We start from the raw sequence: 17,520 nt of genomic DNA on the forward strand, positions 1-17,520 counted from the left end.
CATGGACATCGACATGGCCGTGCTGCGGTCGCTGGAACGGGAGAAGGACATCTCCCTGGACGTGGTCGTCGAGGCGATCGAGCAGGCGCTGCTGGTCGCGTACCACCGCACCGAGGGCGCGCAGCAGCACGCCCGCGCCGAGCTGGACCGCAAGACCGGGCACGTGACCGTCTTCGCCCGCGAGCTCGCCGAGGACGGCACCCTGGCCCGGGAGTACGACGACACTCCGGCCGACTTCGGCCGGATCGCGGCCACCACGGCCAAGCAGATCATCCTGCAGCGGCTGCGCGACGCCGAGGACGAGGTCCGGTACGGCGAGTTCTCCGGCAAGGAGGGCGACATCGTCTCCGGCGTCGTCCAGCAGGGCCGCGACCCGCGCTCGGTGATGGTCGACCTCGGCAAGATCGAGGCCGTGCTGCCGGCGCCCGAGCAGGTGCCGGGGGAGAAGTACGAGCACGGCTCCCGCCTGCGGGTGTACGTCGTCGGCGTCCGGAAGGGCTTCAAGGGCCCGCAGATCACCGTCAGCCGCACCCACCCGAACCTGGTGAAGAAGCTGTTCGCGCTGGAGGTCCCGGAGATCGCCGACGGCACCGTCGAGATCACCGCGATCGCCCGTGAGGCTGGTCACCGGACCAAGATCGCGGTCCGGACTCTGAACCCGTCGGTGAACGGCAAGGGCGCCTGCATCGGGCCGATGGGCCAGCGGGTGCGCAACATCATGCACGAGCTGCACGGTGAGAAGATCGACATCATCGACCACAGCGACGATCCGGCGACGTTCGTCGGGAATGCGCTGTCCCCGGCGCAGGTTACGTCTGTCGAGGTGGTCGACGCCGCGGCCCGTGCGGCGCGCGTCGTCGTACCCGACTACCAGTTGTCGCTCGCGATCGGCAAGGAGGGGCAGAACGCCCGCCTGGCCGCCCGTCTCACCGGCTGGCGGATCGACATCCGCCCGGATACCGATGTGACTGCCGAGAGCGAGAAGGTAGACTGATCTCTCGGTCGGTCGACTGAGTCGCAACCACACCCATGAAACACGTGACAGAGACGGCAGACGCGCGCCCAGGCAAGCCTCGGGAGCGCACCTGCATCGGGTGCCGGAAGCGATCCGGTCCGGCTGACCTGCTGCGGATGACGGTTTCCGGAGGGCTCGTCCTTCCGGATCCCGGGCACCGGGCACCCGGACGCGGGGCGCACCTGCACCCCACGACCGAGTGCTTCGACCTCGCCGTCCGGCGCAAGGCGTTCCCACGGGCCTTCCGGGTCCCGGGGCCGCTCGACGTGACCGGGCTGCGGGACCACGTCGCGCAGCGTGATAAGTAAGAAGCAGTGCAAATGGCGGCCGGCAGGCCGTCCGCGGCGGTCCGACCGGATCGTCCGTGACCGACATGAAGGCGGGTCATCGACTCATGACCACTCGATGAGTGTCTACCGATGAGTGCAAAGCGATGAGCACGTACGTCAACTAACGGTCCGCGCCCAGGCTCGGACCAGAGGGAGAGTAGTGGCAAAGGTCCGGGTCTACGAGCTCGCGAAGGAGCTCGGAGTTACCAGCAAGGTCGTTCTGACCAGACTGAACGACATGGGCGAGTTCGTCCGATCGGCATCCTCGACCATCGAGGCTCCTGTCGTTCGGCGGTTGGCGGAGGAGTTCGAGAAGAACCCGCCGAAGAAGCGCGCGGCCAAGAAGGCCGCCGCGAGCACGTCTGCCGCGCCGCAGGCGACCGCACCGGTCGCGCCGGCGCCGAAGCCGGCCCAGCCGGCGACCCCGAAGGCTCCGGCCGAGCGCCCCGCGCCGGCCGCTGAGGTGCGCACCGAGCCGGCTCCGGCCGCCGAGGCGCCCGCGGCCGAGGCCGCGCCGGTCAAGTCCGTTCCGGCCCCGGGTGCCAAGCCGGGTCCGCGTCCGGGCCCGAAGCCGGGTCCGCGCCAGGAGACCGCTCCGGTGGAGCCGGCTCCTGCCGCGTCCGCTCCGGCCGAGTCCGCTCCGGCGGCGAAGGCGGAGACCCCGGCGGCCCCGTCGTTCGAGGCTCCGGCCGCGCAGGCGGCTCCGGCGCCGGCTCCGCGCCGGACCGGCGGCGACTCCGCGGCCCGTCCGGGTCCGCGTCCGGCCGCGCCGGGTGCGACCCCGCGTCCGGGCGGCCAGGGTTCCGGCCCGCGTCCGGGTGGTTCGGGCGGTCCGGGCGGCGGCCCGCGTCCGGGTGCGCCCCGTCCGGGTGCCCCGCGTCCCGGTGCGCCTCGTCCGGGCGGCCAGGGTGGCGGCGGCCCGCGTCCGGGTGCTCCGCGTCCGGGCAACAACCCGTTCAGCTCGACCCAGGGCATGCAGCGCGGTGGACCGCGCCCCGGCCCGGGTGGTGGCGGCGGCGACCGGCAGGGCGCTCCGAGCCCGGCCGGGATGGCTCCGCGTCCGCCGCAGGGTCGTGGCGGTGAGCGTGGCGGCGAGCGTGGCGGCAGCGACCGTCCGCGTTCAGGTGGTGTGCCGGGCGCCCCGCGTCCGAACCCGGCGATGATGCCGAAGTCCTCGGCCGGCACGTTCACCGGTCGTCCCGGTGGCGGCTCCGGCGGTCCCGGCGGTGGCGGCCGCGGTCGTCCCGGCGGCGGTCCGGGTGCCGGTCCGCGCAGCGGTGGCGGCGGCGGTGGCGGCGGTTTCCGTCCGGGTGGCGGCGGCCCCAGCGGCCCGCCCGGTGGCGGCGGTGGCCGTCCGGGTCCGGGCAACCGCGGCCGTGGCGGCACGCAGGGCGCCTTCGGGCGTCCGGGCGGTCCGGCGCGCCGCGGCCGTAAGTCGAAGCGGGCCAAGCGCCAGGAATTCGACAACATGCAGGCTCCGGCCGTCGGCGGCGTGCGCGTCAAGCACGGTGACGGCGAGGTCGTGAAGCTGCCTCGCGGCGCGTCCCTGACGGACTTCGCCGAGAAGGTCGGCGTCGACCCGGCGTCGCTGGTCCAGGTGCTGTTCCACCTCGGTGAGATGGTGACCGCGACCCAGTCGGTGAACGAGGAGACTCTCGAGCTGCTCGGCACCGAGCTGAACTACGACGTCCAGATCGTCTCGCCGGAGGACGAGGACCGCGAGCTGCTGCAGTCCTTCGACATCGAGTTCGGCAACGACGAGGGCGACGAGGGCGACCTGGCTCCGCGGCCGCCGGTGGTGACCGTGATGGGTCACGTCGACCACGGTAAGACGAAGCTGCTGGACGCGATCCGGATGGCGAACGTCGTGGCCGACGAGGCCGGCGGTATCACCCAGCACATCGGTGCGTACCAGGTGACCACCGAGGTCGACGGCGAGCAGCGGGCGATCACCTTCGTCGACACCCCGGGTCACGAGGCGTTCACCGCCATGCGTGCCCGTGGTGCGCAGGCCACCGACATCGTCATCCTGGTGGTCGCGGCCGACGACGGCGTGATGCCGCAGACGATCGAGGCGCTGAACCACGCCCGCGCGGCGGGTGTCCCGATCGTGGTCGCGGTGAACAAGATCGACGTCCCGGCGGCGGACCCGGCCAAGGTGCGCGGTCAGCTGACCGAGTACGGCCTGGTGCCCGAGGAGTACGGCGGCGACACGATGTTCGTCGACGTCTCGGCGAAGTCCCGGATCAACATCGACGGCCTGCTCGAGGGCGTCGTGCTGACCGCGGACGCGGCGCTGGACCTGCGGGCCAACCCGCACATGCACGCCGAGGGCATCGCGATCGAGGCGAACCTCGACAAGGGCCGTGGTCCGGTGGCGACCGTGCTCGTGCAGCGCGGCACGCTCCGGGTCGGCGACTCGATGGTGGTCGGTCCGGCGTACGGCCGGGTCCGGGCCATGCTCGACGAGCACGGCAACAGCGTCGAGGAGGCGACTCCGTCGCGTCCGGTCCTGGTGCTCGGTCTGACCGCGGTGCCGGGAGCGGGTGACAAGTTCCTGGTGGTCGACGACGACCGCCGCGCGCGGCAGATCGCCGAGAAGCGGGAAGCCCGTGCGCGGGCGGCCGCCAACGCCAAGCGTCGCGTTCGCCGGACCCTCGAGGACTTCATGGCCTCGATGGAGAAGGGCGAGACCCAGGAGCTGCTGCTGATCCTCAAGGGCGACGTGTCCGGTTCGGTCGAGGCGCTGGAAGACGCCCTGGTCCGGATCGAGGTCGGCGACGAGGTGTCCTTGCGGATCATCGACCGCGGTGTCGGTGCGATCAACGAGAACGACGTCAACCTGGCCATCGCGTCGAACGCCGTCATCATCGGCTTCAACGTGCGGCCGGCGGGCAAGGCCGGTGACCTGGCCGAGCGCGAGGGCGTGGATGTCCGGTACTACTCGGTCATCTACTCGGCGATCGACGACATCGAGGCCGCGCTGAAGGGCATGCTGAAGCCGATCTACGAGGAGGTCACCCTCGGCCAGGCGGAGATCCGCGAGATCTTCCGCTCCTCGAAGGTGGGCAACATCGCCGGTTGCTGGGTGACCAGCGGCCTGATCAAGCGCAACGCGAAGGTCCGGTTGATCCGGGACGGCTCGGTCGTCCTCGACAACACCGAGCTGTCGTCGCTGAAGAGGTTCAAGGACGACGCGTCCGAGGTCCGCGAGGGCTTCGAGTGCGGTCTGACCATCAACAACTTCAACGACATCAAGATCGGCGACGTCGTCGAGGCGTTCGAGCTCCGCGAGAAGCCGCGCAGCTGACAGTGCAATGACAGCAGGCGGTGACCCGGCCCTGGGTCACCTAGGAGTAGCGTCCGGAGAGACCACGGTCTCTCCGGACGTTGTTCATGAATGAGGGAGTGAGCCCTGATGGGTGAAGCAAGGGCGAAGCAGCTGGCCGACCGGATCCAGGTGCTCGTCGCGGAGCTGCTCGAGCGCCGGGTCAAGGACCCGCGGCTGGGATTCGTCACGGTGACGGACGCCCGGCTGACCGGCGACCTGCGCGAGGCCAGCGTCTTCTACACGGTGTACGGCGACGAGCAGGCGCGGGCGAGCACCGCGGCCGCGCTGGAGTCGGCGCGCGGCCTGATCCGCAGCGAGGTCGGCAAGGCGCTCGGGCTGCGGCACACGCCGAGCGTGGCGTTCTTCCTGGACGCTGTCCCGGAGACCGCGGGGCACATCGAGGAGCTGCTCGAGAAAGCCCGGACGGCCGACGCCGAGGTGGCCAAGGCCGCCGCGGGCGCGAAGCCGGCCGGTGACGCCGACCCGTACAAGCACAAGGACGACGACGAGGACGAGCAGGACTGAGGCCGGCGTTGAGCTCTGAGTTCACGGCGGCGTCGGACGGGATCGTGGTCGTCGACAAGCCGGCCGGGATGACCTCGCACACCGTCGTCGCCCGGATCCGCCGGCTGGCGGGCACCCGGAAGGTCGGTCACGCCGGCACCCTGGACCCGATGGCGACCGGCGTCCTGGTCGTCGGCCTGAACCGGGCAACCCGGCTGCTCGGCCACCTGCAACTCGCCGACAAGTCCTACGACGCGACGATCCGGCTCGGCGCCACCACGACGACCGACGACGCGGAGGGCGAGATCCTCACCACCGCCGCGGTCGACGGCGTGACGGCCGAGGCGATCTCGACGGCCGTCGCGGCGTACCGCGGGGAGATCTCGCAGGTGCCGTCGAAGGTGTCCGCGATCAAGGTCGACGGGAAGCGGGCGTACGAGCGGGTGCGCGCGGGCGAGGAGGTCGCGCTCAAGGCGCGCGCCGTGACCATCTCGCGGTACGACGTGCTGGACGTGCGGGTCGCCCCGGACGGGATCGACGTCGACGTGTCGGTGGACTGTTCCAGCGGGACGTACATCCGCGCGCTCGCGCGGGACTTGGGCGCGGACCTCGGCGTCGGCGGTCACCTGACCGCGCTGCGGCGCACCCGGGTCGGCTCGTTCGGCCTGGCCGCCGCGCATTCGCTGGAGTCGCTGGCGAAGTCGTTCGACTGGCTGCCGATCGCGGACGTTGCCGCCGGCACCTTCCCGCGATTCGACGCGGACGAGGCGCAGTCGGCCGCGATCCGCACGGGCCGTCCGCTGCCGGGCCTCGACCTGGAGGCCGGTCAGACCGCGATGTTCGCCCCCGACGGCACGTTCCTCGCCCTGTACGAGCCGCACGGCCCGCTCGCCAAGCCGACGGCGGTCTTCGTCAGCTGATGCTCCTGGGTACCGGGAGACATGAGCCACGAGGAGCTGACGGCCGAGTTCGGCGTGGTGGCCGAGTGGACCGCTGACGTCGTCGACGAACTCGGGCCGGAGTACGCCATCGTCGCGGGCTGCCGGGGGAGCGGGGACCCGGCGGTGCTCGACTGGCTGGCTCAGGCCTGTGGCGTGGGTCCCGAGACAGCGCTGGTCGATGTCGGCGCGGGGGTGGGCGGAGCGGCCGCCTGGGTCGCGCAGACGTACGGGGCCCGGGCGGCGCTGGTCGAGCCGATGGAGGCGGCCTGCCGCGCGGCGCGGCGGATGTTCGGGTGGGACGCGGTCCGGGCACGCGGGGAGGCGCTGCCGTTCGGCGACGGGCAGTTCGACGTGGCCTGGTGCGTCGGGGTGCTGTGCACGGTGCACGAGAAGCAGGTGTTGCTGCACGAGATCGCGCGGGTGCTGCGGCCGGGCGGCTCGCTCGGGATGACCGTGCTGGTGGCGGATCCTGCGTTGCACAGCGCCGTACCGAAAGGGAACGAGTTCCCGGAGGCGGACGAGCTGCGGGACCTGATCGCCGGGGCCGGGTTGACCCTGCGGGCGCTGACCGAGGCGCCGAACCGAACAACGCCCACCGAGTGGGTCCTGAAGGCGGACCAGGTGGACGAGATGCTGCGGAAGCAGCACCGGAGCGACCGGGCCTGGCGCGAGTCCGAGGAGCAGGGCCGCAAGCTGTCGCACCTGCTCACCACCCGCCAGGTCACCACCCGTCTGCTGCATGCGACGAAATCTGTCGGTGCGGCAGGTTAGCGTGCAGTGGCATGAAATACGGGTTCGTGATGGCGTACGGCGATGCGCGGGACGCGGCCGAGCTGGCGGTGCTCGCCGAGGAGCACGGCTGGGACGGGTTCTTCGTGTGGGAGTCGATCTGGGGCATCGACGCCTGGGTGATGCTCGGCGCCGCGGCGATGACGACGGAGCGGATCAGGCTGGGGACGATGCTCACGCCACTGCCGCGCCGCAAGCCGTGGGACGTGGCGGGACAGACGTCGACGGTCGACAACCTGAGCGGCGGCCGGGTGATCCTCGCCGTCGGGTTGGGCGTGTCGGGCGACGAGCGGTTCTGGCTGTTCGAGGACGACCCGGGGCGCAAGGTCCGGGCGGAGCTGATGGACGAGTCGCTGCAGATGCTGCAGCACCTGTGGCGTGACCAGCCGTTCGAGTTCACCGGCCGGCATTACCGCTCGGCGAAGGTCGCAGCGCTGATGCCGCCCGCACCGCCGCCGCCGGTCCAGCAGCCGCGGATCCCGACCTGGGTGGTCGGGGCCTGGCCGCGGCCGAAGTCGATGCGCCGGGCCGCGCTCCAGGACGGCTGGCTGCCCAACTACGTCGTGGCGCCGGGCCAGGAGCGCGGCGAGTGGACACCGGCGCTCCTGGGGGAAGGCGTCGAGTGGATCCGCCGCGAGCGTGCCGGTCACGGCCTGAGCATGGACGGGTACGAGATCGTTGCCGAAGGCTCCACCTCCGCCGACGACCCGGATCCGGCTGCCACGGTCCGCCCGTGGGCCGACGCGGGTGCGACCTGGTGGATCGACGCGGACTGGTCGTCGATGGACCCGGCCGAGGTCCGCGCGGCCGCCGAGCGCCGGCTCAGGGCCGGTCCGCCCCGCGTCGACTGACTCCGCACCGTACGCTGGAGTGGTGCGTTCTCGTCCGACGTTGGAGTGGGCCCCGGGCCCGGAAGTGCTGGCGTTGGAGCCGGGCCGGACGGATGTCGGCCCGGTCGCGGACATCGTGGCCGCCGGGCGGGTCGTCGTCCTGAGCGGCGCCGGGATCTCGACCGAGTCGGGGATACCGGACTACCGGGGCGAGACCGGGAGCCTGCGCACGCACACCCCGATGACGTACGGCGACTTCACCGCGACCGAGGCCGCCCGGCAGCGGTACTGGGCGCGCAGCCACCTCGGCTGGCGCACGATCGCCCGCGCCGCGCCGAACGACGGCCACCGTGCCGTCGCCGCCCTCCAGGCCCGCGGGTACCTGAGCGGCATCATCACCCAGAACGTCGACGGCCTGCACCAGGCGGCCGGCGCCCGCGACGTCGTCGAGCTGCACGGCAACCTCGATCGCGTGATCTGCCTGGACTGCGGTACGACGTCGGCGCGCGAGGTCCTCGACCGCCGCCTCCGGGCGGCCAACCAGGCGTTCACGGCGGAGGCGACCCGGATCAACCCCGACGGCGACGTCGAGCTGCCCGAGGACGTCGTCCGCACGTTCAGCGTCGTCCCGTGCACGGTGTGCGGCGGCACCGTGAAACCCGACGTCGTCTTCTTCGGGGAGAACGTCCCGAAGAGCCGCGTCGAGCGCTGCTACCGGCTGATCGACGACGCGAACGCCGTCCTGGTTCTCGGTTCCTCGCTCACGGTGATGTCCGGGTTCCGCTTCGTCCGGCACGCCGCCAAGTCGGGTACGCCGGTGCTGATCATCAACCAGGGCCTGACCCGCGGCGACCCGTATGCGACCTGCAGGGTGAACCTGCCGCTCGGGAGGGCCCTGGGGGACCTGCTGGAGGAAACCACCGGGCCGAGCCACGCGTGAGGTGGCCCGGCCCGTGGTCCGCGGTACGGATTGGAAAGGGTCAGCGTTGCGCGCTGGTCCGTACGCGGTTCGTGGAGGCCTCGAGGGCCTGAGGGGAGGCAGCGGCCTGCTTCGCCAAGGCACGGGCCTTGGCCGCCCAGGCGGACTGCTCGGCTGCGGTCACGACCGGCGCCTGGCCGGTCAGCGTCTTGTAGGTGAGGGAGGCCATCCCGGCCTCGCCTTCGTAGCGCGGGTGGTAGTTCAGCGCTCGCAGCAGGTTGATGTCCTTGCCCTGGATCCAGGCCTGCCCGTCCGGCGCGCACGCGTCGTGCCCGGTGGACGGCGTGAAGGTGTCGACGTACGTCGCTCCGCCGGCCGCGGCGGCACCGGCGACGGCCGCGTTCAGCGCCTGCTCGATCGAGTACAGGTAGGTGTAGTCGCCGTCGGCGAACGGCAGAATCGACGGGCAGGTGCCGTGCTCCGGCGCGATCTTCGGGTACCCGACCAGCACGATCGTCGCCTGCGGCGCCCGGGCCCGGATGCCCTGGACGACGATCGCGATCCGGGTCTGCGTCTGGGTGATCTTCGCCCGCAGCGTGTCGACGCCGTCGACCGTGAAGTGCGCCTTGCAGGGAGCGCCGGCCGGGTCCGAGGCCCGCAGCCCGGGGCAGGTGCCGATGATGTCGCCGAAGACGCCGAAGTCGTTGCCGCCGATCCCGAGCGTCACCAGGTCGGTGTCCGGCGTCAGCGCGTCGAACTGGGGCGCCGCGGTGCCGAGGACCGTGCTCTGCGGCTGGGTCATGTTCGTGGTGTCGGCGCCGCCGCAGCTCACGTCGGTGAACCGCCACACGCCGAGCGCCGCCGCGAGCATCTTCGGGTAGTTGCTGTACGAGCGGGCGCAGCCGAGCGACAGCAGGTCGGCCACCGGGACGAACGGGGCCGACGTGTACGAGTCGCCGAGCGCGACGTACTTCGTGAACCGCGGCGTCGCGGCGGCCTGGGTGGCGCCGGCCGCGGGCAGGCCGACCACCAGCGTGAGTGCCGCGCAGGCGGCGACCAGACGGCGTAGCTTCACGAGACCTCCCCAGCAGGGCCCACCAGTGCGCCGCCCACCCTAAGTTGAGTCACTGTCCGATTACAAGGGGTGATCGTGGACCTGATGAAAGCGATCCTCCCGGGGCATGGAATCCTGCTCTCATGCGTGTCTGGCACGGATTGGACGAGGTGAGCCCGGACTTCGGGCCGTCGGTCGTCACCATCGGCAACTTCGACGGCGTGCACCGGGGTCACCAGGAGGTGCTCGCGCACGCCCGCGCGCGGGCGGCCGCGCTGGGCGGCCTGCCGGTGGTCGCGATGACCTTCGACCCGCACCCGATGCAGGTGCTCCGGCCCGACCGCGCGCCGCTGATGCTCACCGATCCGGCCCGGCGCGCCGAGCTGCTCGGCGAGGCGGGCGCGGACGCGGTGCTGATCCTCCCGTTCACCAAGGAGGTCTCGCACTGGACGCCGGAGGAGTTCATCGAGCGCACGCTGGTGACCGCGCTGCGCGCCAAGGCGGTCGTGGTCGGTGAGAACTTCCGGTTCGGGCACAAGGCGGCCGGTCACGTCGACACGCTCCTCCAGGCGGGAGCGCAGTACGGCTTCCAGGTCGAGGGGCTGAGCCTCGCGGGCGCCCAGCAGCCGTGGTCGTCGACGTATGTGCGGCAGAAGCTCGCCGACGGCGACGTGGAGGCCGCCGCCGAGGCGCTCGGCCGGCCGCTGCGGGTCACCGGCGTCGTGGTCGAGGGCGACAAGCGCGGCCGCGAGCTCGGCTACCCGACCGCGAACATCCCGGCCGACCCGGGCGCCGCGGTCCCGCAGGACGGCGTGTACGCCGGGTGGCTGACCGTGCTCACGCCGGCGCCGGGCGCCCCGGCGTACCCGGATCCGCTGCCCGCGGCGATCAGCGTCGGCAGCAATCCGACCTTCGACGGCGTCGACCGGCGGGTGGAGTCGTACGTGCTGGACCGCGACGACCTGGAGCTGTACGGCGCAGGAGTCGCGATCGATTTCGTCGCCCGGCTGCGCGGCACCCAGATCCGTTTCGACAGTATCGACGAGCTGCTCGTCCAGATGAAGGCCGACGTCGACGGCGCGCGCCGCCTGCTCAGCACCGATCCGGGCTGATTAGGGGAGCAGTCCACGGACTGATACGCTGGCTGCTGCCGTCTGAACGGCCGCGGATCGAGAGTGCTCGGGTGGAGAATGCCCCGGTGCGCCGCGCAACGGAAATCGAGAGGATGCCTGTGTCAGCTGTTGACGCTGCTACGAAGAAGAAGATCATGGGCGAGTACGCCCTGACCGAGGGTGACACCGGTTCCCCCGAGGTCCAGGTCGCGCTGCTGACGCACCGGATCAGCCACCTGACCGAGCACCTGAAGGAGCACAAGCACGACCACCACAGCCGTCGTGGCCTGTTGCTGCTCGTCGGTCAGCGCCGCCGGCTGCTGAACTACCTGGCGAAGAAGGACATCAACCGCTACCGGTCCCTGATCGAGCGGCTCGGCCTCCGCCGATGACGTCGCGAGGAGCGGCCCCCCGAAACCTGGGTGGCCGCTCCTGGCGTATCCACGCCCCGGCGTGGCACAACTGAATACCGAACAGCAAGACGTACGAGGCGACGCGAAGCGCGTGGCGGGAGGACGACCGGTCCTCGGTAGTGGCTTTCGGGTGACGCACAACAGGCACCCGCGGGCCTCGATCGAAGACCGGCACCCCGGAAGCTCGCGCCTCGCAGTCGTCACACTGTGAGAGAGGGGTATCCCGTGTCGGGATCCACACGCGCGCCCATGGAGGGCGCCGAATTCGCTGAGGCCGTGCTCGACAACGGCAGCTTCGGCACTCGCACCATCCGCTTCGAGACGGGCCGTCTGGCCCAGCAGGCCGCCGGCTCCGCCGCGGCGTACCTCGACGGCGACACGATGGTGCTCTCGGCCACCACGGCCAGCAAGAAGCCCAAGGACCAGTTCGACTTCTTCCCGCTGACGGTCGACGTCGAGGAGCGGATGTACGCCGCCGGGCGCATCCCGGGCTCGTTCTTCCGCCGCGAGGGCCGGCCCTCGGAAGAGGCCATCCTGACCTGCCGGCTGATCGACCGCCCGCTGCGGCCGTCGTTCGTGTCCGGCCTGCGCAACGAGATCCAGGTCGTCATCACGGTCCTGGCGCTGAACCCGGACAAGCTGTACGACGTGCTCGCGATCAACGCGGCCTCGATGTCGACGCAGCTGGCCGGCCTGCCGTTCTCCGGCCCGATCGGCGGCGTCCGCGTGGCGCTGATCGAGGGCCAGTGGGTGGCGTTCCCGACCCACACCGAGCTCGAGGACGCGGTCTTCGACATGGTGGTCGCCGGCCGGGTGACCGAGTCCGGTGACGTCGCGATCATGATGGTCGAGGCCGAGTCCACCCCGGGCACCTTCGAGGCCGTTGCCTCCGGCACCCAGGCGCCGACCGAGGAGATCGTCGCCGAGGGCCTGGAGGCCGCCAAGGGCTTCATCAAGACCCTGGTCGAGGCGCAGGCCGACCTGGCCGGGCGGGCCGCGAAGCCGACCGCCGAGTTCCCGGTCTTCCCGGACTACGCCGACGACGCGTTCGCCGCGGTCGAGGCCGCCGCGACCGAGGAGCTGGCGCAGGCGCTGACGATCGCCGGCAAGCACGAGCGTGAGGACGCCACCGACGCGGTCAAGGCCGCCACGGTGGACAAGCTCGCCGCCGACTTCGAGGGCCGCGAGAAGGAGCTGTCCGCGGCCTTCCGCTCGCTGACCAAGAAGCTGGTCCGGCAGCGGGTGCTGAAGGAGAAGGTCCGCATCGACGGCCGCGGCCTGACCGACATCCGGCCGCTGAAGGCCCAGGTCGGCGTGCTCCCGCGGGTGCACGGCTCGGCGCTGTTCGAGCGCGGCGAGACCCAGATCATGGGTGTCAGCACGCTGAACATGCTCCGGATGGAGCAGCAGCTGGACACGCTCTCCCCGGAGACCCGCAAGCGGTACATGCACAACTACAACTTCCCGCCGTACTCGACCGGTGAGACCGGCCGGGTGGGTTCGCCGAAGCGCCGCGAGATCGGTCACGGCGCGCTGGCCGAGCGGGCCCTGGTGCCGGTGCTGCCGTCCCGCGAGGACTTCCCGTACGCGATCCGCCAGGTCTCCGAGGCGCTCGGCTCCAACGGGTCCACCTCGATGGGCTCGGTCTGCGCCTCCACCCTGTCGCTGCTGAACGCCGGTGTCCCGCTGAAGGCCCCGGTCGCCGGTATCGCGATGGGCCTGATCTCCGGTGAGGTCGACGGCAAGGAGGAGTTCGTCGCGCTGACCGACATCCTCGGCGCCGAGGACGCGTTCGGCGACATGGACTTCAAGGTCGCCGGCACCAAGGACTTCGTCACCGCGCTGCAGTTGGACACCAAGCTGGACGGCATCCCGGCCAGCGTCCTCGCGGGCGCGCTGAAGCAGGCCAAGGACGCGCGGCTGACGATCCTGGACGTGATGGCCAAGGCCATCGACGCGCCGGGTGAGATGAGCGAGTTCGCGCCGCGGGTCATCTCGGTGAAGGTCCCGGTCGACAAGATCGGCGAGGTCATCGGCCCGAAGGGCAAGATGATCAACCAGATCACCGAGGACACCGGCGCCGACATCTCGATCGAGGACGACGGCACCGTGTACATCGGCGCGACCGACGGCCCGTCGGCCGAGGCCGCCCGGGCCGCGATCAACGCGATCGCGAACCCGACCATGCCGGAGAAGGGCGAGCGTTACCTGGGCACGGTCGTGAAGACGACCAACTTCGGTGCGTTCATCAGCCTGCTGCCGGGCAAGGACGGCCTGCTGCACATCTCGAAGCTGCGTCCGCTGGCCGGTGGCAAGCGCGTCGAGGCCGTCGAGGACGTGCTGTCGGTCGGGCAGAAGCTGCAGGTCGAGATCGCCGAGATCGACGACCGCGGCAAGCTGTCGCTGATCCCTGTCATCGAGGGTGAGGACGACAAGAAGGACGCCGAGTCCGCAGAGTGACGGAAGAGTGACTCGAGCGATCACCAGCACGCTGCTGAGCCCGGAGGCGGGCGGTCCGGTGAAACGGACCGTCCTGCCCTCCGGGCTTCGCGTGCTGTCCCAGTCCGTGCCGGGCTTCCGCACGGTCACCTTCGGCCTGTGGGTCGGGGTCGGCTCCCGTGACGAGCCGGAGCAGCTGGCCGGCGCGACGCACTTCCTCGAACACCTGCTGTTCAAGGGCACCGAGCGCCGCGACGCGCTGGAGATCTCCGCCGCGATCGACGCGGTCGGCGGCGAGATGAACGCGTTCACCGGCAAGGAGTACACCTGCTACTACGCGCGGGTGCTGGACTCCGACCTGCCGCTCGCGGTCGACGTGATCTGCGACATGATCACGTCCGCCACCCTCACCGGCGCGGACGTCGAGAGTGAGCGCGACGTCATCGACGAAGAGATCGCGATGCACGCCGACGAGACGTCGGACCACATCCACGACCTGTTCGCGGAGCAGCTGTGGGGCAGGTCCCCGCTCGGCCGCTCGATCACCGGTACGCCGGAGTCGGTCGCCGGGCTGTCCCGCCAGCAGGTCGTGGGCTGGTACCGGCGCCGCTACAAGCCGTCCGACATCGTCGTCTCGGTGGCCGGCAACGTCGACCACGCGGACGTCGTCCGGCTGGTCCGGAAGGCGTTCGAGCGGCACTGGGTGACCACCGAGGCCGAGCCCGCCGCCGTACGGCGTAGTTCCGCCCGGCGCGTTCCGACGTACGGCGGGGTGCGGGTGCACCACCGCGACGTCGAGCAGGCGCACCTGGTGCTCGGGATGCCCGGGCTGGTCCGCAGCGACGAGCGCCGCTACATCGCCGGTGTCCTGCACGGCATCGTCGGCGGCGGCATGTCGTCGCGGCTGTTCCAGGAGGTGCGGGAGAAGCGCGGCCTGGCGTACTCGGTGTTCACGTTCGGTTCGGCGTACGCCGACTCGGGCATGGTCGGCGTGTACGCCGGCTGCCTGCCGAAGAAGGCCCCCGAGGTCCTGGACGTGATCCGCAGCGAGCTCGAGTCGATTGCCCGTGGCAACATCACGCCCGACGAGCTGCTCCGCGGCAAGGGCCAGATGCGCGGCTCGGTGGTGATGGGCCTGGAGGACACCGGGGCCAAGATGACCCGGATCGCCAAGGCCGAACTGGTCTACGGCGAACTCCCCACCGTCGACGAGATCCTGCACCGGATCGACTCGGTCACCCTCGACGACGTCAGCCAACTCGCCGCCGACCTCTACAAGGGGGCTCCCGCCCTGACCGTCATGGGCCCCTTCCAGGAAGACACCACCGCCTTCACGCTCTGAGCAGACGTACCGGCAAGGACTGGTAGCCGCGCAGGACCAGGCGATCACGACGGGCCGGTTCGCCGGCCGGTGTGATGCTTGCGAACCGTTCGCGCAGGCGGCTGAACGCGATCGTGGCTTCGAGCCTGGCCAGGCTGTTGCCGAGGCAGATGTGCGCACCGGCGCCGAAGCTCAACGGCTTGTTGCCGGTGCGCGACGGGTCGAACCTGTCGGGCTGCGGGAATCGCTGGGGGTCGCGGTTGGCCGCGCCGAGCAGGAGGACGAGGCCGGCGCCCGCGGGGATCGCGGTGCCGGAGATCTCCGCGTCGTTGCGGGCGGTGCGGGTCGTGACCTGCACGGGCGAGTCGTAGCGCAGCACTTCCTCGACGAACGCTTCGTCCGGTACGAGACCTGGCTCCCGGAGCAGGATCGCGAGGCCGTTGCCGAGCAGGTCCGTGGTGGTCTCGAAGCCTGCCACCAGCAGCAGGATCAGGTTGGCGAGCAGTTCCTCGTCCGACAGCCGCCCGTCGCCTGCATCCCGGGCAGCGACCAGCGCGCTGACCAGACCGTCGGCGCCGGGATCGCGGATCCGGCCGGCGAAGTACTCGCCCAACTCTCGCGCCGCCGCGTCGGCGGAGGCGTCGGACGCATCGGTGAGCTCCAGTGCGGCCGTCAGGTCGGAGGCAAGCGGCCGGAAGCGATGCCGGTCGTCCGGCGGTACGCCGAGCAGCTCGCAGATGACCGTGACCGGGAGCTGGAACGCGAACCGGTCCATGAAATCGACCTCGGCCTGAAGGTCGTCGAGCAGATCGTCGAGCAGGCCGTCGACCGCCGCCTCGATCGCCGGTCGCAGCGTGGCGACCCGGCGCGGCGTGAAGACCTGCGCGATCAGCGACCGCATCCGCCCGTGATCAGGCGGGTTCGCCCGCAGGATCGATCGCTGCATCAGCTGCAGCGCGGGCTGGTCCGAAGGCTCGGACGGGATCTCGAAGGCAGAATTCCGCAGCACCTCGTCGGTCGCGGCGTATCCCGCGACCAGGAACACGTCGTCGGTCACCGGCAGCACCGGGCCCAGGCGGTGCACCGCGGCGTACAGCGGGAAGGGATCGGCCCGGCCGGCGGGGGAGAGCAGCTCCTGGAGGATCTCGGTCGCGTTCATGCCCGCCGTCCGAGCAGGACGTAGCCGACGGCGTACAGCGTCGCGCCGGCGACCTCGAAGAGCTGGATCAAGCCGAACCGCGGCCCGGACGTGAAGATGAAGAGACCGCCGAGCGTGTAGGCGGTGGCTCCGGCGCCGAGCAGCACACCCGCCACCCGCAGACCGTGCCGGGCCAGGATCCGCCCCAGCCAGACGTAGCCCAGCGGGAAGACGAGCAGCGCCGGGAACACGATCAGCGCGGCGGGGGTGTCGAGATCGGCCGGTTGGTGCACCACGCTGGGCGCGTACTCCGCCCGCACCGGGTTGTGCGAGCCGTCGAAGATGATCAGCGCGAACCAGAACAGGGTGCCCGCCAGGGCGGCGTACCAGGCGCGGAGGTCCCGGCGCCGGGCCAGCTGGTTGCCCAGCGCAATCATGCTCGCGAGGCAGACGACCTGCAGCCCGAGGCCGAGGGCCTGGATGTCGTGCGTGAGCCCGTAGCGCTCGCCGACCGCCGCGATGCTCCAGCCGTCGCGGGCGGGGTGGAGCAAAGTCCCGAGCCAGAAGATCGGCCCGCCCGCGAACGCGGTGAGCCGAGCGGTGGTGCGCAGCTGGCGGCGCACGCCGGTCGGTGCCGGAAGGGTCTCGGTCATGGACGCCTCATTTCATTAGAGTGAGCCACTAGCGAATCATTAGAGCTATGCTCTAGTCAATTGCTATGCTGCTCCCCATGGCGCGACGAGCGGACAAGACCCAGGCGAACCGGCAGCGGATGCGGGCGGCGGCTCAGGTGCTGTTCGCCCGCCGCGGGTACGCCGCGACGTCGATGCAGGCGATCGCCGACGAGGCAGGGATGTCGGTGCAGTCGCTGTACTTCACGTTCGGCACCAAGCGGGCACTGCTGAGCGAGCTCCTGGACGTCGCGGTCGCCGGCGACGACAAGCCGGTGCCGACGCTCGAGCGTCCCCGGGTGCGGGCCGCACTCGACGATCCGGACCCGGAGGCTCAGTTGCGCGAGCAGGCCCGGCTGGCCCGCGAGATCTACGAACGGGTCGCGCCGGTACTTCAGGTCGTCGCGCACGCCGCGACCGCCGACCCCGAGATCCACGAGCTGTGGGAGACCAACAACGCCCAGCGGGCCGTGGTCATGGAGCGGTTCGTCACCGCGCTGGCCGCCAAAACCCCGCTGCGGGAGGACAGTGCGACGGCGATCGACGTCACGCTTGCGTTGCTCAGCCCTGAGCTGTACCACTTCCTGACGGCACGCCGCGGCTGGGAGCCGGCCCGGTGGGAGGCGTGGACCGCGGACGCACTGGTGACACAGCTCCTGCCGGCCAGCTAGGTTGAAACCCGATACGTCACACGTGATCTGCCACTGGATCCCT

At 71.1% G+C, this 17,520-nt stretch carries 16 protein-coding genes; 13 read left to right on the plus strand and 3 right to left on the minus strand.

The window, feature by feature from the left end:
• The first annotated feature begins 1 nt into the window (after window position 1).
• The 8 genes from nusA (at window position 2) to AB0L64_RS14835 (ending at window position 8,679) form a co-directional block, all read left to right on the plus strand.
• The gene (nusA, locus tag AB0L64_RS14800; RefSeq protein WP_355689997.1) at window positions 2-994 is read left to right on the plus strand and encodes a transcription termination factor NusA; all 993 of its coding nucleotides are present in this window, start codon (window positions 2-4) and stop codon (window positions 992-994) included.
• A gap of 35 nt (window positions 995-1,029) precedes the next feature.
• Complete coding sequence (locus tag AB0L64_RS14805; protein WP_363710659.1) at window positions 1,030-1,323, plus strand: YlxR family protein; 294 nt, start codon at window positions 1,030-1,032, stop codon at window positions 1,321-1,323.
• A 181-nt stretch (window positions 1,324-1,504) separates the two neighbouring features.
• Window positions 1,505-4,654 carry a translation initiation factor IF-2 gene (gene infB, locus AB0L64_RS14810; protein ID WP_363710660.1) on the plus strand — a complete coding sequence of 1,050 codons (3,150 nt, stop codon included), beginning with the start codon at window positions 1,505-1,507 and terminating at the stop codon, window positions 4,652-4,654.
• A gap of 108 nt (window positions 4,655-4,762) precedes the next feature.
• The gene (gene rbfA / locus AB0L64_RS14815; RefSeq protein ID WP_363710661.1) at window positions 4,763-5,200 is read left to right on the plus strand and encodes a 30S ribosome-binding factor RbfA; all 438 of its coding nucleotides are present in this window, start codon (window positions 4,763-4,765) and stop codon (window positions 5,198-5,200) included.
• An 8-nt stretch (window positions 5,201-5,208) separates the two neighbouring features.
• Window positions 5,209-6,099, plus strand: a complete 891-nt coding sequence (gene truB / locus AB0L64_RS14820) for a tRNA pseudouridine(55) synthase TruB (protein WP_363710662.1) — start codon at window positions 5,209-5,211, stop codon at window positions 6,097-6,099.
• Between the two features lie 21 nt (window positions 6,100-6,120).
• The gene (locus AB0L64_RS14825; RefSeq protein WP_363710663.1) at window positions 6,121-6,891 is read left to right on the plus strand and encodes a methyltransferase domain-containing protein; all 771 of its coding nucleotides are present in this window, start codon (window positions 6,121-6,123) and stop codon (window positions 6,889-6,891) included.
• An 11-nt stretch (window positions 6,892-6,902) separates the two neighbouring features.
• Window positions 6,903-7,760 carry an LLM class flavin-dependent oxidoreductase gene (locus AB0L64_RS14830; RefSeq protein ID WP_363710664.1) on the plus strand — a complete coding sequence of 286 codons (858 nt, stop codon included), beginning with the start codon at window positions 6,903-6,905 and terminating at the stop codon, window positions 7,758-7,760.
• A 22-nt stretch (window positions 7,761-7,782) separates the two neighbouring features.
• On the plus strand, window positions 7,783-8,679 hold the full coding sequence (locus tag AB0L64_RS14835; protein WP_363710665.1) for an NAD-dependent protein deacetylase: 897 nt from the start codon (window positions 7,783-7,785) through the stop codon (window positions 8,677-8,679).
• A 40-nt stretch (window positions 8,680-8,719) separates the two neighbouring features.
• On the opposite strand, the gene AB0L64_RS14840 is transcribed toward AB0L64_RS14835, so the two are convergent.
• Window positions 8,720-9,733: an SGNH/GDSL hydrolase family protein gene (locus AB0L64_RS14840; protein WP_363710666.1), complete on the minus strand. Its 1,014-nt coding sequence runs from the start codon at window positions 9,731-9,733 to the stop codon at window positions 8,720-8,722.
• Window positions 9,734-9,855: 122 nt separating this feature from the next.
• Here AB0L64_RS14840 and AB0L64_RS14845 point away from each other — a divergent pair, with 122 nt between their 5' ends.
• From AB0L64_RS14845 to AB0L64_RS14860, 4 genes are all read left to right on the plus strand, one after another.
• Window positions 9,856-10,824, plus strand: a complete 969-nt coding sequence (locus AB0L64_RS14845) for a bifunctional riboflavin kinase/FAD synthetase (protein ID WP_363710667.1) — start codon at window positions 9,856-9,858, stop codon at window positions 10,822-10,824.
• 113 nt (window positions 10,825-10,937) lie between these two features.
• The gene (rpsO, locus tag AB0L64_RS14850) at window positions 10,938-11,216 is read left to right on the plus strand and encodes a 30S ribosomal protein S15 (protein ID WP_344200893.1); all 279 of its coding nucleotides are present in this window, start codon (window positions 10,938-10,940) and stop codon (window positions 11,214-11,216) included.
• 270 nt (window positions 11,217-11,486) lie between these two features.
• Window positions 11,487-13,697, plus strand: a complete 2,211-nt coding sequence (locus AB0L64_RS14855) for a polyribonucleotide nucleotidyltransferase (protein WP_363710668.1) — start codon at window positions 11,487-11,489, stop codon at window positions 13,695-13,697.
• A 7-nt stretch (window positions 13,698-13,704) separates the two neighbouring features.
• On the plus strand, window positions 13,705-15,018 hold the full coding sequence (locus AB0L64_RS14860) for a pitrilysin family protein (RefSeq protein ID WP_363710669.1): 1,314 nt from the start codon (window positions 13,705-13,707) through the stop codon (window positions 15,016-15,018).
• Here the strand turns inward: AB0L64_RS14860 and AB0L64_RS14865 are convergent.
• The gene (locus AB0L64_RS14865) at window positions 15,008-16,156 is read right to left on the minus strand and encodes a cytochrome P450 (RefSeq protein ID WP_363710670.1); all 1,149 of its coding nucleotides are present in this window, start codon (window positions 16,154-16,156) and stop codon (window positions 15,008-15,010) included. The genes AB0L64_RS14860 and AB0L64_RS14865 overlap by 11 nt on opposite strands.
• Window positions 16,153-16,788, minus strand: coding sequence for a hypothetical protein (locus AB0L64_RS14870; protein ID WP_363710671.1), 636 nt, complete (start codon window positions 16,786-16,788; stop codon window positions 16,153-16,155). Before AB0L64_RS14870 ends, AB0L64_RS14865 begins: the two co-directional genes overlap by 4 nt.
• Window positions 16,789-16,865: 77 nt before the next feature.
• Here AB0L64_RS14870 and AB0L64_RS14875 point away from each other — a divergent pair, with 77 nt between their 5' ends.
• Complete coding sequence (locus tag AB0L64_RS14875; RefSeq protein WP_363710672.1) at window positions 16,866-17,477, plus strand: helix-turn-helix domain-containing protein; 612 nt, start codon at window positions 16,866-16,868, stop codon at window positions 17,475-17,477.
• Window positions 17,478-17,520 lie beyond the last annotated feature (43 nt).

The organism is Kribbella sp. NPDC051936, from assembly GCF_040680955.1.
Classification (GTDB): domain Bacteria; phylum Actinomycetota; class Actinomycetes; order Propionibacteriales; family Kribbellaceae; genus Kribbella.